Source organism: Nocardia colli (assembly GCF_008704205.1).
GTDB lineage: Bacteria > Actinomycetota > Actinomycetes > Mycobacteriales > Mycobacteriaceae > Nocardia > Nocardia colli.
Window position 1 is genome coordinate 91,483 of sequence record NZ_VXLC01000016.1, and the last position, 20,651, is coordinate 112,133.

At 69.6% G+C, this 20,651-nt stretch carries 17 protein-coding genes; 9 read left to right on the forward strand and 8 right to left on the reverse strand.

What is annotated here, in order from left to right; all coding sequences use genetic code 11:
* The first annotated feature begins 358 nt into the window (after positions 1–358).
* Complete coding sequence (gatC, locus tag F3087_RS29840) at positions 359–658, forward strand: Asp-tRNA(Asn)/Glu-tRNA(Gln) amidotransferase subunit GatC (RefSeq protein WP_150405420.1); 300 nt, start codon at positions 359–361, stop codon at positions 656–658.
* Positions 655–2,127 (forward strand): Asp-tRNA(Asn)/Glu-tRNA(Gln) amidotransferase subunit GatA, encoded by a 1,473-nt coding sequence (gene gatA, locus F3087_RS29845; RefSeq protein ID WP_150405421.1) that lies wholly within the window; start codon positions 655–657, stop codon positions 2,125–2,127. Before gatC ends, gatA begins: the two co-directional genes overlap by 4 nt.
* A 398-nt stretch (positions 2,128–2,525) precedes the next feature.
* Here the strand turns inward: gatA and F3087_RS29850 are convergent, their stop codons facing one another.
* Entirely contained in the window at positions 2,526–3,371 is an 846-nt protein-coding gene (locus F3087_RS29850; protein ID WP_150405422.1) for an SDR family NAD(P)-dependent oxidoreductase, read from the reverse strand.
* 110 nt (positions 3,372–3,481) lie between these two features.
* Here F3087_RS29850 and F3087_RS29855 point away from each other — a divergent pair, with 110 nt between their 5' ends.
* The gene (locus F3087_RS29855) at positions 3,482–4,069 is read left to right on the forward strand and encodes a TetR/AcrR family transcriptional regulator (RefSeq protein ID WP_150405423.1); all 588 of its coding nucleotides are present in this window, start codon (positions 3,482–3,484) and stop codon (positions 4,067–4,069) included.
* A 381-nt stretch (positions 4,070–4,450) separates the two neighbouring features.
* On the opposite strand, the gene F3087_RS29860 is transcribed toward F3087_RS29855, so the two are convergent.
* From F3087_RS29860 to F3087_RS29870, 3 genes are read right to left on the reverse strand one after another with little or no spacing between them, the layout of a single operon-like run.
* Entirely contained in the window at positions 4,451–4,894 is a 444-nt protein-coding gene (locus F3087_RS29860; protein WP_150405424.1) for an SRPBCC domain-containing protein, read from the reverse strand.
* A 34-nt stretch (positions 4,895–4,928) separates the two neighbouring features.
* A complete protein-coding gene (locus F3087_RS29865) occupies positions 4,929–6,392 on the reverse strand; it encodes an alpha/beta-hydrolase family protein (RefSeq protein WP_150405425.1) in 1,464 nt (487 codons plus the stop codon).
* Complete coding sequence (locus F3087_RS29870) at positions 6,389–7,189, reverse strand: hypothetical protein (RefSeq protein WP_191094208.1); 801 nt, start codon at positions 7,187–7,189, stop codon at positions 6,389–6,391. The genes F3087_RS29865 and F3087_RS29870 overlap by 4 nt, the downstream gene beginning before the upstream one ends.
* Positions 7,190–7,356: 167 nt before the next feature.
* Here F3087_RS29870 and F3087_RS29875 point away from each other — a divergent pair, with 167 nt between their 5' ends.
* Together F3087_RS29875 and F3087_RS29880 are read left to right on the forward strand one after the other, a co-directional pair.
* On the forward strand, positions 7,357–8,562 hold the full coding sequence (locus F3087_RS29875) for a sensor histidine kinase (protein WP_223885447.1): 1,206 nt from the start codon (positions 7,357–7,359) through the stop codon (positions 8,560–8,562).
* A 42-nt stretch (positions 8,563–8,604) separates the two neighbouring features.
* The gene (locus tag F3087_RS29880; protein ID WP_150405426.1) at positions 8,605–9,270 is read left to right on the forward strand and encodes a response regulator; all 666 of its coding nucleotides are present in this window, start codon (positions 8,605–8,607) and stop codon (positions 9,268–9,270) included.
* Between the two features lie 7 nt (positions 9,271–9,277).
* On the opposite strand, the gene F3087_RS29885 is transcribed toward F3087_RS29880, so the two are convergent.
* Positions 9,278–10,180: a serine hydrolase gene (locus F3087_RS29885; protein WP_150405427.1), complete on the reverse strand. Its 903-nt coding sequence runs from the start codon at positions 10,178–10,180 to the stop codon at positions 9,278–9,280.
* A gap of 270 nt (positions 10,181–10,450) precedes the next feature.
* Between F3087_RS29885 and F3087_RS29890 the strand changes: the two genes are divergently transcribed.
* Positions 10,451–12,262, forward strand: a complete 1,812-nt coding sequence (locus tag F3087_RS29890) for a serine/threonine-protein kinase (RefSeq protein WP_223885448.1) — start codon at positions 10,451–10,453, stop codon at positions 12,260–12,262.
* Positions 12,263–12,272: 10 nt separating this feature from the next.
* On the opposite strand, the gene F3087_RS29895 is transcribed toward F3087_RS29890, so the two are convergent.
* From F3087_RS29895 to F3087_RS29905, 3 genes are read right to left on the reverse strand one after another with little or no spacing between them, the layout of a single operon-like run.
* Positions 12,273–14,765, reverse strand: coding sequence for an ABC transporter permease (locus F3087_RS29895; protein ID WP_150405429.1), 2,493 nt, complete (start codon positions 14,763–14,765; stop codon positions 12,273–12,275).
* The gene (locus F3087_RS29900; RefSeq protein ID WP_150405651.1) at positions 14,762–15,469 is read right to left on the reverse strand and encodes an ABC transporter ATP-binding protein; all 708 of its coding nucleotides are present in this window, start codon (positions 15,467–15,469) and stop codon (positions 14,762–14,764) included. Before F3087_RS29900 ends, F3087_RS29895 begins: the two co-directional genes overlap by 4 nt.
* A 47-nt stretch (positions 15,470–15,516) precedes the next feature.
* Positions 15,517–15,837 carry a hypothetical protein gene (locus tag F3087_RS29905; RefSeq protein ID WP_150405430.1) on the reverse strand — a complete coding sequence of 107 codons (321 nt, stop codon included), beginning with the start codon at positions 15,835–15,837 and terminating at the stop codon, positions 15,517–15,519.
* A 158-nt stretch (positions 15,838–15,995) separates the two neighbouring features.
* Here F3087_RS29905 and F3087_RS29910 point away from each other — a divergent pair, with 158 nt between their 5' ends.
* The 3 genes from F3087_RS29910 (at position 15,996) to F3087_RS47515 (ending at position 20,641) form a co-directional block, all read left to right on the forward strand.
* Positions 15,996–17,321 (forward strand): sensor histidine kinase, encoded by a 1,326-nt coding sequence (locus F3087_RS29910; protein ID WP_150405431.1) that lies wholly within the window; start codon positions 15,996–15,998, stop codon positions 17,319–17,321.
* Between the two features lie 28 nt (positions 17,322–17,349).
* Positions 17,350–18,045, forward strand: coding sequence for a response regulator (locus F3087_RS29915; RefSeq protein WP_223885449.1), 696 nt, complete (start codon positions 17,350–17,352; stop codon positions 18,043–18,045).
* A gap of 136 nt (positions 18,046–18,181) precedes the next feature.
* On the forward strand, positions 18,182–20,641 hold the full coding sequence (locus F3087_RS47515; RefSeq protein ID WP_449583806.1) for a protein kinase domain-containing protein: 2,460 nt from the start codon (positions 18,182–18,184) through the stop codon (positions 20,639–20,641).
* The last annotated feature ends 10 nt before the right edge of the window (positions 20,642–20,651 follow it).

Below are 20,651 nucleotides of genomic sequence, written 5' to 3' on the forward strand. Positions count from 1 at the left end.
CGCTAGGTCGAGACATCGCGGCGCGCGGCCGACGATCACACCGCACCGATCGGAAACCTCCGATCCCCGAATCCTTTGCGAGGCGACCGCGCGGGGCCGAGGTTGGCGGCTGCGTCATGCCGCAGCGGAGAGGCCGCGCCCGATCGGATGCGCGAGTCGACCGCCGATGCCGTATCCGCTGGCGGACATGCGATGCGACCGTGCTGGGCCGAGGCATGGGCGGCCGGTGTCGTGTCGGCGGCGGTGGCTAGGCTGTACGGGTTGTGTAGTTGCTATGCAATAGCGTCGTTTGTATACGCGATTACGTCGCGATGACGCGATGTGAACTGTTGAAACCGAAGCCGAAAGGGGTCCCGCGGTGCCCGCCATCTCCCGTGACGAGGTAGCACACCTCGCCCGGCTGTCCCGGCTCGCGCTGTCCGAAGCCGAACTGGATCAGTTCGCCGGTCAGCTGGATTCGATCCTGAGCCACGTGCGGACCATTTCCGAGGTCGCCGCCGCCGATGTCCCGGCCACCGCGTCGCCGAATCCGACGACCAACGTGACCCGGCCCGACGTGATCGTGCCCTGCCTGACCCCGGAGCAGGCGCTGTCCGGCGCCCCGGCGGCCGAGGAGCAGAAGTTCGTGGTTCCGCAGATCCTGGGAGAGTCCCAATGACTGACCTGACCGCGCTGTCTGCCGCTGAACTGGCCGGCAAGATCCACGGCGGCGAGGTGTCCTCGGTCGAGGTCACCCAGGCGCATCTGGATCGGATCGCCGAGGTCGACGGCGAGTACCACGCGTTCCTGCACGTGTCGGGGGAGCAGGCGCTCGCGGCCGCGGCCGCGGTGGATTCCGCGCTCGGCTCCGGTGCCGCGCCCGCCTCGCCGCTGGCCGGAGTTCCGTTGGCGCTCAAGGACGTTTTCACCACCACGGACATGCCGACCACCTGCGGATCGAAGATCCTCGAAGGGTGGGTCTCGCCCTACGACGCGACGCTGACCACCCGGTTGCGCGCGGCGGGCATCCCGATCCTGGGCAAGACCAACATGGACGAGTTCGCCATGGGCTCGTCCACCGAGAACTCGGCCTACGGGCCGACCCGCAACCCGTGGGACACCACCCGCATCCCGGGCGGTTCCGGCGGCGGTTCGGCGGCCGCGCTGGCCTCGAACCAGGCCCCGCTGGCCATCGGCACCGACACCGGCGGCTCGATCCGCCAGCCCGCCGCGGTGACCGCGACCGTCGGCACCAAGCCGACCTACGGCACGGTCTCGCGCTACGGCCTGGTCGCCTGCGCGTCCTCGCTGGATCAGGGCGGCCCGTGCGGGCGGACGGTGCTGGACACCGCGCTGCTGCACGAGGTGATCGCCGGGTACGACCCGCGCGACTCCACCTCGCGCAACGTGCCGGTCGCACCGGTCGTCGCCGCGGCCCGCGAAGGCGCCAAGGGCGACCTGAGCGGCGTGAAAGTCGGTGTGGTGAAGGAACTTCACTCCGACAGCTACCAGCCGGGCGTGCTCGAGTCCTTCGACGCCGCGGTCGCGGTGCTCAAGGAACTCGGCGCCGAGGTGATCGAAGTGTCTTGTCCGCACTTCGAATACGCGCTCTCGGCCTACTACCTGGTGATGCCGTCCGAGGTGTCGTCGAACCTGGCGCGCTTCGACGCGATGCGGTACGGCCTGCGGGTCAGCGACGACGGCCAGCACAGCGCCGAGCAGGTCATGGCGGCCACCCGGGCCGCCGGATTCGGCCCGGAAGTCAAGCGCCGCATCATGATCGGCACCTACGCGCTGTCCGCCGGTTACTACGACGCGTACTACGGCCAGGCGCTGAAGGTCCGCACGCTGATCGCGCGCGACTTCGACAAGGCCTACGAGCAGGTCGACGTGCTGGTCTCGCCGACCAGCCCGTTCACCCCGTGGAAGCTCGGCGAGAAGGTCGACGACCCGCTGGCCATGTACCTGTCCGACCTGTGCACCCTGCCCACCAACCTCGCCGGTCACCCCGCGATGTCGGTCCCGTCCGGGCTGAGCAAGGACGACGGTCTCCCGGTCGGCTTCCAGATCATGGCCCCCGCCCTGGCCGACGACCGGCTGTACCGCGTCGGTGCGGCCTACGAAGCCGCCCGCGGCGCCATCGCCTGACGGATAGGCGAACTCCGCACCCCCGCTTGGGACTTCGCGCAACGGTCAGCTAGCTGACTCGTGCAGGAGTCTCGACGGGGTGTGCGGAAGCCTCGGAGGTAACCCCGCTACTGCGCGGTTGAGTCGCGCCCTGGAGGTTGAGCCGCACCCAGGGGGTTGAGCCGCACCCAGGGGGTTGAGCCGCACCCAGGGGGTTGAGCCGCACCCAGGGGGTTGAGCCGCACCCTGGAGGTTGAGCCGCACCCTGGAGGTTGAGCCGTGCCCATGGGGTTGATGGGATGGCGGAACTTCGCAGACTTCCTTGAGACTTCGCACAGCCCTTCACTCGCGGAGGGCTGTGCGAAAGACGAGATAGGTCTGCGAGGTCGGTCTCCGCGGCTGCCGGGTGTGCCGAGACTTCAAGCAGGCCAGGTGAATTCGGGGTCGGCCGCGTAGTCCAGGCGGCGCTGGTCCAGTGCCATCGAGACCATCTGATGCGCGCCGGGGCCGATGATCTTGCGCACCGGTGGGTTCGGCTCGTTCACCAGCGCGATGAGTCCGGCTGCGCCGACCTTCGGTGCGGCCTCCTTCGATTCGGATTCGTAGTCGGTCGCCGGCGGTGGTGTGCTCGGGTCCGGGTAGTCGGGCATGCCGAGGATTCCGGTGCGCACCTGCTCGTATGCGGGTAGGGCGGTGCCGAACTTCATGCTGGTCTTCGCCCAGTCGGTGTCGAAGCCGCCCATTTGCGCGAGGGTGACCGCGATGCCGAACGGGCGCAGCTCGTCGGCGAGCGAGGCGCTGAAGCCTTCCAGGGCCCACTTGCTCGCGTTGTACAGGCCGAACAGTGGGAGACTGCCGACCGCGCCGACGGTCGAGATCTGCACGATGTGGCCGGAACCTTGTGCGCGCAGGTGTGGCGCGGCCGCCTGGGAAACCCACAGGGCACCATAGAAATTGGTGTCCATCTGGTCGCGGATCTGCGCCTCCGTGAGTTCCTCGATCGCGCCGACCAGGCCGTAACCCGCATTGTTCACGATCACATCGATGGTGCCCAGCAGTGCGAAAGCCTTGTCCACGGTGGCGATTACGCCGTCGCGGTCGCGAACGTCCAGCGGCAGCACCGTGAGTCGTGCGTCGGTGAGGTCGGCCATGGAATGTGGGTCGCGAGCGGTCGCGACGACGCGGTCGCCCTCGGCGAGTGCGGCCAGCGTGAATGCCCGGCCGAGTCCGCGATTAGCGCCGGTGATGAACCATGTTCTGGTCATGGGGTGGATCCTTTCGTCGCGAGACGATCCGTCTCGTTTCGAAAGGATGCCAAGCCGGTCGCCCACTGTCAAGACGAGACGGTTCGTCTCGTTGATGATATTCTGACCAGGTGTCCGACACCCCCAGCGCCCTGCGCCGCAGCGAACGAGCCCGCGCCGCGATCCTCGCCGCCACCGCCGAGCTCATCCGCGAACTGCCCTACGGAAAGCTGAGCGTGGAGGCGATCGCCGCCCGAGCGGGCGTCGGCAAGCAGACCATCTACCGCTGGTGGCCGTCCAAGGGTGCGGTCGTCTTCGACGCGATGCTCGAACTCGATTCCGGCCCAGACGGTCTCGCGCTGCCGAACACCGGCGACATCGCGGCCGACCTGCGTCTGCTGCTCCGCGGCTCGGTCACCGCCCTCACCGACCCCGGCTTCGAATCGTTCCTCCGCGCCATCTACATCGAAATCCAGCAGGACCCCGAAATCGGCGCCGCCTACCGCGAACGCCTCCTGCTCCCGCAACGCGCCGCTGTCGCCGACCGTCTCGGCGCGGGAGTGAAATCCGGCGAACTCCGCCCCGACCTTGACCTCGAGCTCGCCACCGACCTACTGCTCGGCCCGATCCAATCCCGCTGGTCGTTAGGTCTCGGCGGTCTCACCGAGTCCTACGCCGACGCGGCCCTCGACGCGGCCCTCGCCCACCTCCGTCCATAGCCGCCACCATCTCGCTCGCCACGCCGGGCAGGCACCGCCGCGCACGTGCGCCGACAAGTGCGACCCGCGCACGTGCTGTGCCGGCGCATGGGTCGCACTGCCACGCACGAGTCCTGCAGATGCGTACGAGATGGGCAGCCGCGCGCGAGTTAGGGAGCCGCGCACGGGTTAGGGAGCTGCGCACGGGTTAGGGAGCTGCGCGCGAGTTAGGGAGCTGCGCGCGAGTAAGGGAGCTGCGCGCGAGTAAGGGAGGCGCGCACGAGTTAGGCAGCCGCGCGCGAGTTATGCAGGCGCGCACGGGATTGCTGGCAATTTTGTACGCGGCTGCACGACTCGTGCGCGGGGTGGTCGGTTGAGGATCGTGTGGCTGAGGGCGGCCGGTCAGCTGACGTGCAGTGACTCGGCTTGCTTCTTGACGCCCGCGGTCATGCCTGCGAACCCGTGCTGAAGGTGCTTGCCGAGCAGGGCAACCACCACGGGCCGTAGCCAGCCGTCGAGTTCGAAGTGGGACTCGTAGCGGGTGCGGTCGTCGCCGAGTGGGGTGAGGGTGTGCGAGCGCAGGCTGTGCAGGGTGCCGAGGGGGACCGGCTTCATCGAATAGCTCAGTTCGTGGCCCGGGGTGTGCGAGCGGATGAATTCGCGTTGGCGGCGGGGGCGCGGGCCGAGGTTGACGACCATGTCGATCGGCTCGCCGGGGACCAGTGAGCTGCGGCATTCGCTGACGAAGGGGTTCCACTCGCCGTAGCGGGGGAAGTCGGTGATCACCTGCCAGACCAGGTCGGCAGGTGCGTCGATGTCCACGGTGGCGTCGATGACAAAGGCCATGGGCAATTAGAACATGTTCTATGTGGAGCCGCGGTCAGCACGTGCCCAGCGCGGTGCCCTGGTCGGTGCCGTAGCGGTGGCCGTGACCCGCGGGCGCGTTCAGGGCGGCGAGCAGGTCGGCGGTTGTCTGCACGAAGCTGAGCACCGGAAGCCATTGGGGCCGTGGCGCGTCCAGCCGGGTGCCGGTCAGGTCGGGTGCCCGCCACAGCAGGGCGGGGGACCAGTGCACCACCGGGTCGGAGCTGTTGGCCAGCACGGTCGCGCCGGCGTGATGCACCTGACCGGCGGGCGGCCCGGCCCAGAGGGCGGCGCAGGTGCGGCGATCCTGGTCCGCGTCGTCGGCGAAGACCGAGCTGCCGCCGATCGCGCCCAGGCTCTGTCCGTAGAGGTAGAGCTCGGGCTTGTGGTCGAGGGTGCGGATCCGGTTCTCGACGGCGGTGAACAGCGCACGGGCGGAGTCGACGGCCTGATCCCGGCCGAAGACGAAGGTCACCCAGCTCGGCGCGTAGGAGTACTGCAAGCCGACCAGGCTGACGTCGCCGCCGAACCGCTGATCGAACCCACGCACAGCGTTGCTGTCGATCCACCCCGAACCGGTCGGCACCATCACCACGAGGTTCGACCGCTCGAAGGCGCCGGAGCGTTCCAGCTCCCGAACGGCCAGCGCGACCCGGGATTCCAGATCGGGCGCCGAGTCCACGCCGACGTAGACCCGGGCCGGTCCCGCACCGCTGACGAACTTGCGCCCCTCCGCGCCGAGCGAGGACCAGCTCACCGCCGACTCCGCACTGCCCGACACGGCCTCCGAGACCGGTTGCACCAGAGCCGGATCCAGCGTCGCATTGGCACCGGCATAGGTCGCCTGCCGCCACCCGACCACCGCGGGCGCGGCGACCAGGTACAGAAATCCCGACACCGCCACGGCCAGCGAAACCCCACGCGCCCAGCCCAACTTACGCAGCATCCAGCCCACCCCGCGGGTGATCCCCACGAGCACACCGACGATCAGCACCGTTTCGATCAGCCAGCGCGGCCAATAGCCGGCCCCGATCGGAGCCGTGCTCATCGCCGCCCGCACCGTGTTCTGCCAATGCCCGGCCAGCGCGGCCGCCCCGGCGATCAGCGCCGCCATCGCGCCCAGCAACGGCAGGCGAACCCGCGGCAGCCGCCGATTGATGTCGAAACCCCAGCGCCGCACCACGAATCGAACAACCCCCGCGGCCCCCAGCGCGAGCGCCACCAGCAATCCGGTCAGAATTGCCTGCGCCCCCGGTGTCCGCGGCAGCAGTCCCGGCGACAAAGACGCCAGCGTGCCGACCCCGATCGCCAGCGTCGTTCCGATGCGCGGCCGCGAGAGACGTTGCACTGCGGCCGATGCCACGACACCGAGCTGTCCCCAGCGAGTTGAGTTCTCCCGCAACGGAGTCCGTGATCGTAGATCGTCGAACCCGAACCCGCCGGCCTCGATCCGGCCTGCTCTCGGCAATGTGCTCGTCATCGCGCAACCCCCAGTACCCCAGTCGAATTCACCAGCGCCGAGCCGGCGACCGGCTGAACGCGCTTCCTGTTCCGTACCGTCAGCACCGCACCGAGCCCGGCCAGCCCCGCACCGAGCACCCCGAGCAGCTTCCAGCTGGTCGACGAATCCGCCTCGGCCACACCGAAGCCCGACTCGACGACCGGCGCCCCGTAACCCTGCCGCCGCGAATTCAGGTCGACGAACGTGCTCGCGATGGCGGCCATGGCATTGCACCGGGCCCGGGAGAACGGATCGACCCGGCTGTCGCACGATTCGTGCATGTGCCGATCGAGGGTGCTGTCCAGCGCCTGCCGCGCCCACGGTCCGAGCGGCTCGCCGCGCTGCTCGGCGTAGCGCAGCAGGTCGTAGCCCAGGTCGTGCGCCTTGCACGCGGTCTCGAACTCGACCGGCAGCGTCACCGGCGACGAGCAGTCACCCTGCGGATTCACCACCAAGCCGTCCAGGGTGCTCGGCCGGTAACCGAACTGCGCGGCGAAGTCGTCCGGGATGGCGGCCAGCGACCCGGGTCCGCCCGAGGTCAGCTCGGTGACGGCCGCGCCGGCCATGGCGCTCTCGATCGGAGCGGGCGCGCTCGCGGCCGCGGCGTGCGGCGCGGGCGCCAGGAAGACGGTGGCCGCCATGGTGGTCAGTGCCGCCGCGGTCAGCGCGGCGGCCCGCCGGGTCCCGGAACCGGTTGCGGCGGAAGCAGAAACGGAGGCGCCTGCGGCCTGTGCGGACCGCGCCGCCGCGGGTCCTGCGTTGGTCGGTGTGCTCATGATCTAGACGCTAGGAATCCGCCCCGCTCACGGGCCTCACGCCGGGGACCGGTTTCGGTGCCCACGCCGCCGGGGGAGCCCGGTCACGGCCTCGCACCTGAGTACGGGGTACGAAATCACCCAGGGGTATGACGTGGCAGCACGCTAGACTTTCTAGGGTCGTAGGTATGAAGCAGCGAAGCCGTGCCCTGAGAAAGCGGATGAACGGGCGGATGTGGTTCGACGCGTTGACGGTGACGGTCGCCCTCATCTTCTTCACGGTGGCGTGGCCGACGCTGCACCTCACCCACGTGGTGCCGGGCGCGGTGCAGCCGTTCATCGCCGCGCTCGCCGCGTTCCCGGTCCTGCTGGTGCGGATCAATCCGGCGCTCGGCTGGGCGATCTCGGCCGGTTCCGGGCTGCTGATCTCGCTGGCGATCGCGCATCAGCCGAACAACGACATGCCGATGCAGGTCGTGCACATCCTGTCGCTGTTCGTGCTGTTGCTCGCGGTTGCGGTCCGGGGAACGGTGCCGATCATCGGCGTCGCCTGGGTCGCGACCTCGCTGCTGCTGGGCACCACGATGGTGAGCGAGGGCGCGAGCTCGGTGTGGGGCTGGCCGATCGCGCTCGGCGCGGTGGTGCTGTTCGGCCTGCTGGTGCGCTGGCTGGTGCAGTCGCGCAAGCAGTTGGTGCAGCAGGAAGAGGTGACCGAGGTCGAGCGGGCCCGCCGGGCGATTCTCGAGGAGAAGGCCCGCATCGCCCGCGACCTGCACGACGTGGTCGCGCATCACATGTCGCTGGTGGTGGTGCAGGCGCAGACCGCGCCCTACCGGGTGGAGGGCGTAACCCCCGCCGCCCGTGCGGAATTCGAGTCCATCGGCGCGACCGCCCGCGAAGCGCTCAACGAGATCCGCGGCATGCTCGGCGTGCTGCGCAGCGACGGTCAAGCACCCGAGCACGCGCCGCAACCCAAGGCCGTCGACGTGCCGACCCTGTTCGAGGGCGCGCTGCGCGCGGGTGTGCGGATCGCGTGGACGATCGACGGCCAGCTGGAGACCGTGCCCGACGCCGTGGGCCTGGCGCTGTTCCGGATCACCCAGGAGTCGCTGTCGAATGCGTCACGGCACGCGCCGGAGGCGCCGATCCAGGTGCAGCTGCGGGTCGGGCCGATCGTGGAGCTCATCGTCCGCAACGACGCCACCGCCACGGTCGCGCGTCCGGTCGGCAACGGCGGGCACGGCATCGCGGGCATGCAGGCCAGGGCGCTGGCCGTCGGCGGCGATCTGACCGCGGGCCCGAGCGCCGACGGCGGCTTCGAGGTGCACGCGCGGATTCCGCTGAGCCAGTCGATGACGCTTGACCCGGCGCTGCTGGGTCAAGCCGGTAACTGAGCCGTCTCGCTGATCCGGCGCATGCCCCCTTAGGGTAGGTCCGTGGCAATAACCGTGTTGATCGCTGATGACCAGGCGATGGTGCGGCAGGGCTTCGGCGCCCTGCTCGCCGCCCAGCCCGACATCAGCGTGGTGGGGGACGCGCCGGACGGCAAGGCCGCGGTGGCCGAGGCCAAGCGGCTGCGTCCGGACGTGGTCCTGATGGACGTGCGGATGCCGGAGATGAACGGACTCGACGCGGCGCGGCTCATCCTGGCCGCCGGGTTCGACCCGCCGGTGCGGGTGCTCATGCTCACCACGTTCGACATCGACGATTACGTGTACGAGGCGCTGAGCCTGGGCGCGAGCGGCTTCCTGCTCAAGGACGCGCCCGCCGAGGAACTGGTGCGCGCGGTCCGCGTGGTCGCCGACGGGCAGGCCCTGCTCGCCCCGACGGTCACCCGGCGGCTCATCGCCGACGTCACCCGCCGCCGCTCCGCCGCCCGGGCCAAGCCCGCGCCCGCGCTGGCCACGCTGACGCCGCGCGAGCGCGAGGTGCTGGAGCTGATCGCGAAGGGCATGTCCAACACCGAGATCGCGGAATCGCTGTTCGTCGCCGAGCAGACCGTGAAAACGCATGTCTCCAAGGTCTTTTCGAAGCTGAATCTGCGGGACCGCGCGCAGGCCGTGGTGCTGGCCTACGAATCCGGGCTGGTCACGCCGGGCTGAAATCCGGTCAGTGCGTGCAGGTTCCGCCGCGCAGCTCGCCGAGGTGGCGGCCGAGCAGCACGGACATCCGGGTCAGGATGGCGGTGGCGTCGTCGTAGGTGCCCGAATCGGCCTGCGCCGCAAGGGCCACGGCGACCATCCCGGACTGGGTCGGCACCACGCCGAACTGGCGGACCGTGTAGATGCCGGTGTCGTCGTCCGGTCCCCAGCCGCCCTTGAACGCGGAGCCCGCCAACGTGCCCAGGCCCCAGGACTGATCGGGCGTGATCTCCGACATCAGCTCGGTCACCTTGAAAGTCTGTGGCAGGCAAGGCAGCCGGGAGGCGAAGCGCACCTGGTTGGCCAGCGTCCATTCGGTCTGCCCGAAAGCCGTGTAGTCCAACTTGGTTCGCGGCCCGGCCACACCCGTGGTGGAGTCGCCGCCCTCGTCGAGCACGTCCTGCACCGCCTGCGCGGCCTCCAGGCCGTCGCCGAGCGACTGCCAGAGTTCTTCGGCCGCATCGTTGTCCGAGACCGTGATCGCGGCCTCGGCGTCCTCGAAGATGCTGGTGTCCGGATCGTGCCGCAGCGCCGCGATGGCCAGCGGGACCTTGATCGTGGACCAGGCGATGCCGCTGGTCCAATCGCCGAAGATGGTCATCCGGCCGCCGCCGACCGGCATGATCGCCAGGCCGACCTGGCCGGCCAGGGTCGGTTGCAGCTGGGTGAAGTCGGCGGCCAGCGAGTCGGGGATGGACACCGACAGGCCGGGCCGGAACGATCCGGCGGTGTCGACGATGACCGCGGGCCGATCGGACTTGTCGTGGTCACCGGGGAGCAGGGCGCACGAGGTCAGGCCGAGCAATGCGACCAGGGCCGTGCCGCGCAGCACACCGCGCAACCCAGATCCTGTTCCCGTCGACTTCACCACGCGTCCTCCCCACCACCATTGTGCGTGTCATCGCTGTCAGTCGGCGGTGCAAAATTTAGCTCATCGGGTCGACCCGATCGGCAACCGGGCGTAAGACGATTATGAACACGCCGTGCTTCGTTGACGTGACCATGATGTCTCCTCCATAGTTTCACCGATCTTCCCTGAGAATTCGAAACCGCGTGGCCACGGGGTTACCGGCTATGCTCCAAGCTCTGTATGACGCGCTCGGACGTGACATCCGGGGGCCGCGGTTGACCTGAAGGGAATGTGTTGCTGACCAGCGGTGCGGTTTTCGCCGGATTCACCATCGAGAAGCTGCTCGGTCAGGGTGGCATGGGTTCGGTCTATCTGGCGCGACATCCCAGGCTGCCCCGGCAGACCGCGCTGAAGCTGCTCAACCGCGAGCTGTTCACCGATACCGAGGTGCGGGCGCGGTTCGAGCGGGAGGCCGATCTGGCCGCGCAACTCGATCACCCGAACATCGTCGCGGTCTACGACCGCGGCACCGAGGACGACCAGCTGTGGATCTCCATGCAGTACGTCGACGGGGTGGACGCGGCCACGGTGAACCCGCACAACCTGCCGCCGGAGCGCGCGGTGCAGATCATCGAAGGCGTCGCCGGGGCACTGGATTACGCGCACGGCATGGGCGTGCTGCACCGGGATGTGAAGCCCGCCAACATCATGCTGGCCCGGTCCAGCGGCGGGCACAAGGAGCGGGTGTTCCTCACCGACTTCGGCATCGCCCGGCTGCGTGAGGATTCCACGCACCTGACCCAGACCGGCATGTTCACCGCGACGCTGGCCTATGCCTCGCCGGAGCAGATGACCGGCGCGCATCTGGATCACCGGTCCGACCAGTACTCGCTGGCGTGCGCGCTGTATTGGCTGCTGACCGGGATCGCGCCGTTCGACGCGCCCGCCCCGGCCGACATCATCCGCGGGCACTTACAGTTGCCGCCGCCGTCGGCGGCGGCTCGTCGAGCGGGTCTGCCGCCCGCATTGGACCTGGTCATCTCGGTGGCGATGGCGAAACGGCCGGACCAGCGGTTCGAGACCTGCCTCGACTTCGCCGCTGCCGCCCGGCAAGCGCTTTCCGGCACCGCGCCGTCGCTGCCCGCGCCGCCGTACACCGCGCCGCCCGCCCCGACCGTGCTCGCGCAGCCGCCGAGTCAGGCGCAGTATCCGGCGTCGCCGCCCTCGTACGCCACGGCCGCCCCGACCTACGTGCCGACGCAGTACCCGTCGAACCAGGTTGCCGGACAGCAGTTCCCGGCCTATTCGGCGCCACCGCAGAATTCCGTTGCCGGCCAGTCGTTCCCGCAGGGCAACGGCGGATACCCGCCCAATTCCGGTGCCGTCCAGGCCTTCCCGCCGATGGGTTACGGCCCGGCGAATCCGGGTTACCCGCCGCAGGCCCGCCGCTCGAACACCGGCCTGATCGTGGTGATCGTGCTTATTGTCGTGGTCGTGCTGGTCGTGGCCGGCGTCGTGATCGCGAATCTGAACAAGTCGGATCCGTCGTCCCCGCTCGACTTCGGCAAGACTCCGGCCTCGGATACCGCCGCGGACCCGACGACCGTGGCCAAGGCCTTCCCGAAGATCCTGCCGCAGGGCGTGGACACCCAGTTCGGCATCGGCAGCGGCAAGGGCTATCACGACAAGACCTGCTTCCTGGACACCGCCAAGGCGGGCGACAAGGTCTCCAGCGACGACGACGTGCCCGACTTCCCGAAGTGGGCGACCGGCTGGAACTGCTGGGGCGTGCCGATCAACGAACCCGACTACATCGTGGTCGCGTTCAAGACGCCGGACGACGCCAAGGCGGCCGTGCGCGACCTGCCGTCCAACACCAAGTCGACCGAACGCAACGGCGGCAAGTCCTACACCACCTACCGGTGGCAGAAGTCCGGCAGCGGCTTCCCGGATGGGTTCCTCGTGGTCAGTTTCGAAGCCGATCCGGCGCGGTCGAGCTACCTGCTGTTCGCCAAGGTGACGCTCACCGACAGCCAACCGGACTCCGGCTTCGGCCTGACCCAGTCGAAGTTCAAGGGGTGGTTCGCCGACTTGCCGCTGTAGCCGACGGGATTCAGTCGACCGCCAGCGCCTCCACGATCGGCATTCGAGCCGCCCGCAGCGCCGGCGGGATCGAGCCGAGCAAGGCGAGCGCGAGCGCCGCGGTTCCGTAGACCAGCAGCATCGGGCTCGGCCGGTAGACGATGTCGATGGTGAGCGCGTGCGCCATGGCGACGGTGGCCAGGTACTGCACGGCGATGCCGACCACGAGACCCAGTGCCGCGCCGACCAATCCGATCCCGGCCGCCTCGGCGAGCACCGAGCGCATCAGGAATTTGCGGTTGGTGCCCATGGCGCGCAGCACGCCGAGTTCGCGGCGGCGTTCGAGCACCGACAGCATCAACGTGTTCAACAGGGCCACCGTGGCCACCAGCACGACGATCCACAGGATGGCGTTGCTCATCGCCGAGCCCTGCCGAATGCTGGCCGCCGCCGCGGTGACCGCGTTCGCGCCGGTGTCCACGTGGATGTCCGGCGGAACCAGCTGCCGGATTGCCGCCTGCCCGGCCGCTCGATCCGCGCCCGGCGCGAAGTTGACGGTGACGATGGTCTCGCCGGGGCGCTGGTACCAGTTGCGCAGCAGCTCGAGGTCCATCATGACCACGCCGGAGACCGCCGAGAAGTACGGAATCACCTGCCGCACAGTCACGGTGTGCTCGCCGGTCGGCGTCGGCAGGGTCAGCTGGGCGCCGACGCCGACGCCGAGTGATTTCGCGACGTCACGCGAGATCGCCACACCCTGACCGGCGGATACTTGCGCGGCGACCGCGTCGTCCAGCATCCACATCTGGGTGTCGCGCGCGCTGGGCGGAAAGCCTTGCAGCATCACCCGGCCGGTGCCGAGGGTCGCGAACGCCATCTGCGCCGGGCTCACCACCTCGACGCCGGGGACCGCGGCGATCCGGTCCACCAGCCCGGCGGGCAGCAGCGGACCGGTCGGGAACTCCGCCAGCGAAGCCGGACTGATGTACAGATCGTTTTTAGCCAGGCCGTCGAATACCGCAGTGGCGGAATCGATCATGTTCTTCGACGCGCCGCTCATGGCGACCGTGGCGGCCACGCCGATCAGCACCGTCATCGCGGTCGCCCATACCCGCCGCGGCGCCCGCTCCAGCGTGGTCGCGCCGAGCGCACCGGGCGCACCGAAGGCGCGCGCGGTCGCCGCGGCGGCCCTGACCAGCGGCCCGGTCGCGGCGAAACAGAGCGTGACGGACGCGGCGAACGCGGTCGAGATGGCGGCGAGCGAATAGCGGCCCAGGTCCAGTTCGGCGATCACCACCGCCAGGCCGGCCAGACCGAGGCCGGCCACGATCGCCGCCCACCGCAGCAGCGGACTGGTCGCGTCGCTGCGGCCGACGCCCACCGGCAGCAGAGCCTCGATGGGTTCCACCTTGTACACCTGGCGCGCGGCCAGCCCGGCCGCGATCACGCTGGCCAGCACGCACGCGCCGACGGCGACCGGGATCGCGTAGCCGGGCACCAGGTATTCGGTGCGCGCCTCCACCGACGACATGATGGCGGCGGGCAGCTGCCCGATCGCCATGCGCCCCATGAGGATTCCGAGCAGCGCGCCGACCCCGCCGCCCAGCCCGCCGAGCAGCGCCGCCTCGGCGAGCAGATCGCGCACCATCGGCCCGCGCTTGCCGCCGATCGCGCGCAGCAGCGACAGCATCGGCCTGCGCTGGGCGATCGCCATGCTCATCGCGTTGTAGATGAGGAACGCCGAAACGATCAGTGCCGCAGCAGAAGCCATCATGGTCGAATACCGCACCAGCTGCACCGCGCCGCCCGCCTGCGCGGTGCGCAGGCTCGGGTCGGCGACCACCGCGCGACCGTCGACGACCTTCGTGAGCTCGGTGCGCAACGTGTCCACCGAGGTGCCAGGCGTGGGAATGACCTGAATCGAGTCCAGCCGCCCGACCCGACCGGTCACCTTCTGCGCGAGCCCGAGCGGCGCTGCGACGAGATGGCCGCCGTTGAGTTGCTTCGACGTCGCCGGGTCGAGAACGCCTGCCACGGTGACGGTTCCGGAGCCGAGGGTGAACTGCTCGCCCTCCGCGTGGCCCATCCCGGCCGCGACCAGCACCCCGTTCGGCACCGCGATCAACTTGCCGACCTGCGCGGTCATCGGCCCGGCCAGCTCACCGCCCAGCGCGCCGATGGTCTGATCCGCCCCGATCAGCAGCGCCCGATCGGATCCGCTGCCGATCTGCGCCCGCAGCATCGGCACCGCCTTGTCGACCCCGGGCGCGCCCGCGATCCGTTGCAGCAGTTGCTGATCGAAGCCCGCGTCGGTGACTCCGGTGACCTCCAGCGCGGCCCGGCCGCCGAGGCTGTGCGTGAGCCGGTCCACCGATCCGGTGACCGAACCGGAGATGCTCAGCACCGCGACCAGGAGTCCCGCCGACACCCCCATCACCACCAGCGACATCAGGGTCCGCCCGCGGTGCCCGAGGAGTTCGCCGATATTGAACAGCCGCAACCGATCCCATGCGGCGGCGATCACGCGGTGACCGACCGCTCGGCGGGGTCGTTCGCGCCGATCCGCCCGTCGCGCAACGTGATCACCCGGTCGCAGTAGGCCACCGCGCCCATGTCGTGGGTCACCATCACCACCGAATTGCCGGAACCGGCGATCTCGCCGAGCAATTCGAGGATGGACGCACCGGTCTTGGAATCCAGGTTCCCGGTCGGCTCGTCGGCCAGGATCAGCGGCGGATCCATGATCATCGCCCGGGCCACCGCGACCCGCTGCATCTGACCGCCGGACAACTCGGCGGGCCGGTGCCCGGCCCGGTCACTCAACCCGACCAGGTCGAGCAGCTCCAGCGCGCGCGGCTTGGCCTTGCGTAACCCGGTGCCGTCCAGCAACTTCGGGATCGCCACGTTCTCCCACGCGGTCAGCGTGGGCAGCAGATTGAAGAACTGGAAGATGAAACCGACCCGGTGCCTGCGGAATTCGGACTGGCGCTCGTCGTCGAGTGACCCGATCTCCGCGCCCTGGAACCGGATCGAGCCCGCGTCCGGCGTGTCCAGTGCGCCGAGCAGGTGCAGCAGCGTGCTCTTGCCGGAACCGGACGGTCCGATGATCGAGGTGAATTCGCCCGGTTCGATGCGCAGGCTGATCCCGTCGAGCGCGCGCACCGTCTGCCCGCCCACTCGATATTCCTTGGTGACCCCGGACAATTCGAGCATCGCCGGCTCCGGCATCGGTGCCCCACCCTCCGTTCGGTCGGTCAGCAGTTCCGTGTCGCGCACTACCGCGCCATGACTTCCGGCGCGTGGTGGCGGCGACGATACTGGGCATCGAGCACGGCGCGCAGCACCGGTTGCTCGGCGGCCAGCTCGAGGTAGGCCTCGAGCGCCGACTGTCCCTGGGCCGTCGCCTGATCCAGCTTCGCGTCGAGGTGGATGTTCCAGCGATAACGCAGCGCGAGCAGCAACCCGTCCGCATCGCCGAACAACCGCTGCAGCTCCGGGATTCCGGTGAACAACCGGGGATCGGCCGGATCGACGGCGGCGCGGGCTAGTACGGCGTGCACGATTTCGGTGCGGGCATGCTGATCTTTCCAGGACATGAGCCTCGCCTTTCCGTGTGACGCTGTGTCTCACGTTACGGACGAACGGGTCCGGTTGTCTTCGTGCCAGGGACCCGAATCCGTCTCCGCCCACGGTAGGAGAACCGACCCGCTCCTGGAACGATGTACGGGCCGCGACCGGCGGTTAGCCTTAGCCCATGGGTGTGATCGGCGTCTCCGCCCCGGCGCACGGGCCGAGGCCGATGACCCGCGCGTACCGGAGGTCGGTCGAGGGGCTGCGGCGCACCGGCGGCCGGATCGCCGACTTCGCCAGACAGCCGGTGGCCGCGTTCCTGCGCCGGGTCGAGGAACTGCCGTTCGACTATCCGCCGTCGGTCATCATCGCCGTCGATGTGGCGCTGATGCTGGTCGCGGTCGCCTCGGCGGTCCAGCGGCACAGCTACTTTCCGACCGCGCTTCCGATTCTGGCGGTGCTGCTGACCACGGCGTTCGGTCCGATGTACGCGTTGCTCGGGGTGGTGCCGCGGCCCGCGACGCTCGGTCTGTTCGCGATGGCGGCCGAGGCATTGTTCCTGGTCCAGCCGGTTTCACCGGATCTCGCGCCGTTCGTGCTGGTCGCCGCGGCGGGCGAGGTGTCGGCGATCGCGGGGATGCGGGTCAGCGTGCCGACCACCGTCGCGATGATGGTCGAACTGGTCTTGTTCGACATGTACGGCAATCTGTCCCAGGGCCTGCCGACCTATCTGGTCAGCATCGCGTTCGGCTGGATGGCCGGGGTGCTGCTGCAATATCAGCGCCGATTCCTCTACCAGGAACGCGGTTATCAGGACATTCGCGCGGCGCAGGCGGCCGACGAGGAGCGCCGCCGGATCGCCCGCGAGGTACACGACGTGATCGCGCACTCGCTCAGCATCACGCTGCTGCATCTCACCGCGGCGCGGCACGCGTTGCAGACCGATCGCGAGGTCGACGAGGCGGTGGACTCGCTGACCGAGGCCGAGCAGCTGGGCCGGCAAGCGATGGCCGACATCCGGCGCACCGTCGGGCTGCTCGACGCCCGACCGTCGAAGCACGTGCCGGAACCGGGCGTGGACGACCTCGAGAGCCTGGTCGGCGAGTTCGCCAGGGCCGGGCTCGATGTGCGCTACCTGTGCGCCGAAGATCTGCGCGCGGTCTCGCCGGCCGTCGGGCTCGCGCTGTATCGGATCGGGCAGGAGTCGCTGGCCAATGTGGTCAAGCACGCGCCGGGTGCGTCCGCGCTGGTTCAGGTCGCGGTGGACGCCACGGCGGCGATATTGACCGTGGACAACACGTTGCCCGCCGGGCTGCCGGCGCAGCGCGGCGGGGGAATGGGTGTGTCGGGGATGGTGCAGCGGGCCGAACTGCTCGGCGGGCGGATGGTCGCGGGCCCGTACGACGACGGCTGGTCGGTCCGGGTGGCCATTCCGCTCGCGCCGGTGCGGGCCGGATTCGTGTGCACGTCCTGGGCCGGTGGTCCGTCGGCGATACGGGAGGCGCAATGAGACACCACAGCGAGCCAGGAGCGGCGCTGTGACGGCGGCAGCGCCCGCAGGTGCCGAGGATGCGGTCACCGTGCTGGTGGTGGACGACCAGGAGTTGGTGCGCGGCGGACTGCGCCGCATCCTGCGCCGCCGCGACGGGTTCGTGGTCAGCGAATGCGCCGACGGTGACGAGGTGCTCGCCGCAGTGGCGGCCGAGCGGCCCGACGTGGTGCTGATGGATCTGCGGATGAAACGGGTCGGCGGCATCGACGCCACCCGCATCCTGCGTTCGCGCGCGGGCGCACCGCCGGTGCTGGTGCTGACCACCTTCGACGACGATCAGCTGCTCTCCGGCGCGCTGCGCGCGGGCGCGGCCGGGTTCATCCTCAAGGATTCGCCCGCCGAGGACCTGATCCGCGCGGTGCGGATGGTCGCGGGCGGCGGCGCCTGGCTCGACCCGTCGGTCACCGAACGCGTGCTGTCCGCCTACCGGACCGTCCGGCCGAGCCCGACCCGCACCAGCGCGCGGCTGTCGGACCTGACCGCGCGCGAGTACGAGGTGCTCGAATTGATCGGACGCGGCCGGGTGAACGCGGAGATCGCCCGCGAACTCGGTATTTCCGAAGTCACGGTGAAAAGCCATGTCGGACACATATTCGGCAAGCTCGAGCTGCGGGATCGGGCCGCCGCGATCGTCTTTGCGTTTGACCACGGGGTGGTGGCACCCGGAGAATCCACTCTTTGACGGGCAGGCGTCGCGAGAGTTATGCGTGCACTCCTGGCCCGGGATGTGGAGGATTGACGGGGTGGAGGCACCTGGGCCGAGAACCGGTACACGGTTCGGGCCGTACGAATTGCGATCGCTGCTGGGCAAGGGGGGCATGGGCGAGGTCTATGAGGCCTATGACACGGTGAAGGACCGGGTGGTGGCGGTCAAGCTGCTGCACGAGGAACTCGCCGGCGACCCCGCCTATCAGGTCCGGTTCCGGCGCGAATCGCAAGCGGCCGCGCGGGTTGCCGAACCGCACATCGTCCCGATCCACGACTGGGGCGTCATCGACGGCGTGTTGTTCATCGACATGCAGCTGGTGCCCGGCGTCGACCTGCGCACGCTGCTGCGCACAGCGGGACCGCTGAGCCCGGTTCGCGCGGTGAACATCATCGAGCAGATCGCCACCGCGCTGGACGCCGCGCACGCCGGCGGGCTGGTGCATCGCGACGTGAAACCGGCGAACATCCTGGTCACGGCCGCGGATTACGCCTACCTCGCCGACTTCGGCATCGCGCACACCGAGGGCGACAGCGCCGTCACGGTGGTCGGCATGGCCGTCGGCTCCTACATCTATATGGCGCCGGAACGATTCGACGTCGCCCAGGTCACCGGCCGGGCGGACATCTATTCGCTGTCCTGCGTGCTGCACGAGTGCCTGACCGGCGCGTCGCCGTTCCCGGCGGCCAGCATGAATGTGCTGATCCGGTCGCATCTTTCCGAGACGCCGCCGCGGCCGAGCGCCCAGCAGGCGGGCATCCCGGCCGGGCTGGACGCGGTGATCAGCCGCGGCATGGCCAAGGATCCGGCCGATCGATGGCCGACCGCCACCGCGATGGCGTTGGCCGCGCGGGCCGCGCTGTCGAGTGCGCCGCCGACGGGTACGGCCGAGCTGCCTACGACAGACGCAGCCGCGGACGCACCCGCGCCGAACATTCCGCCGCCGACCGGGCCGATGCTGGTGGTTCGCGCGCCGGGGGCGGTGCCGCCGGAGTCGACGGGGGAGATCTCCGCCGTGATCCTGCCGGGCGCGCCGACCGTGGTGCGGCCGACGGAGATCCAGTTCACCACGTTGTCGGAGCCGCAGGAGCCCGCGCCGCCGTTCGGTCCGCCCGCCCGATGGACGCCGGAACAGGGGCTGCCGCCGGTGCGGCCGTTCCCGGACGCGCATCTGTACGCGGAACAGTCCGGCGGGCAGGCGTATTCGGCGCAATCCGATGAGCCGCCGTACCCGGATCGGCCGGTCGGCCAGCCCTACCCGGACCCGGTCAGAGGACAGCCGTTCTCGGACCAGCGCGGCGGTCAGCCGTACCCGGATCAGCCCGGCGAGCGGTACCCCGATCAGCCTGGCGGTCAGCGGTATCCAGAGGTGGACAAACCGTTCTCGGCGCAGTCCGGTGGCTCGTCATACCCGGATCCGCGCGGGGGACGCCCGTACCCGGACGAGCCTGGCGGACCGTCGTATTCGGATCAGCCGGGCGGACCGTACCCGGATCCGCGTGGGGGACAGCCGTATTCGGATCGGTCGGGCGCACCGCACCCGGATCCGAGCGGGAGGCAGCCGTATTCGGATCGGCCAGGCGGACCGTACCCGGATCCACTTGGCGGGAAGCCATATTCGGATGAGCCCGAGCCGCCGTACCCGGGACGCCCTGGGGCGCAGGCCTATTCGGACCAGCCCACCGCATATATCGAACACCCCGGCGCGCAGGCCTATTCGCAGAGCGAGCCCTACGCGGGCGGGCAAGCGTATTCCGATCCGCAGCAGTACGAGACGACGCGATTCCCGGATCAGCCAGGTTTCCCGCCGCCCGCCGACGACTATCCGCCGGATCACTCGGCCACTCAGGCCTATTCGGCTCCGGGTGGTTACTCCGCGCCGGAGGCGTATTCCGAGCCGGACGAGTATTACGGCGCCGGTGGATATTCCGCCCACGGCAGCCACTCGCGCCCCGACCATCCGGCGCAGAGCAACTACGCGGCGCAGAGTGAATACGCGGAGCCGGGCTACGCGGACGACTACGACGACTATGGCCCGGAAGAGGATTCGTACGCCGCGACCGGCAAGCGCCGCTCCGTGGTGCTGCCGATCCTGATCGGCGTGGTGGTGATCGTGGTGATCGCCGTCGTCGGCGCGATCGGCTGGCAGGTGTTCACCTCCCGCAACGTCGCGCAACCGACCGACCAGCAAGCCGGTGCGCCGGTGCCCACCGCGAGCGCGCAGCCCCCGGCGCCGGGCAGTTCGTCGGCCCCGCCGGTCGCGTCCACGCCGGCCAAGCCGACCACGGTCACCCTGCCCGCCGGTGCCAAGCCATGCACGCAGGGCGGCTCCGCTACGGGCTCGTTCAGCAAGTCCGCCACCGGATCCGCCGCGACGACCTGTGCGTTCGCCGAGGAAGTCCGGCGCGCGTACGCCGAATCGAATACCGCGAACACGGTGTCGCGGGAGGCGCCACGCTCGATCGTGGCGACCAGTCCGGTCACCGGCCGGACCTACACGATGAATTGCCTCAGCGAAGGCCAGCTCGTCACGTGCAGTGGCGGCGAAAATGCGGTGGTGTATGTATATTGATCGACCCCGG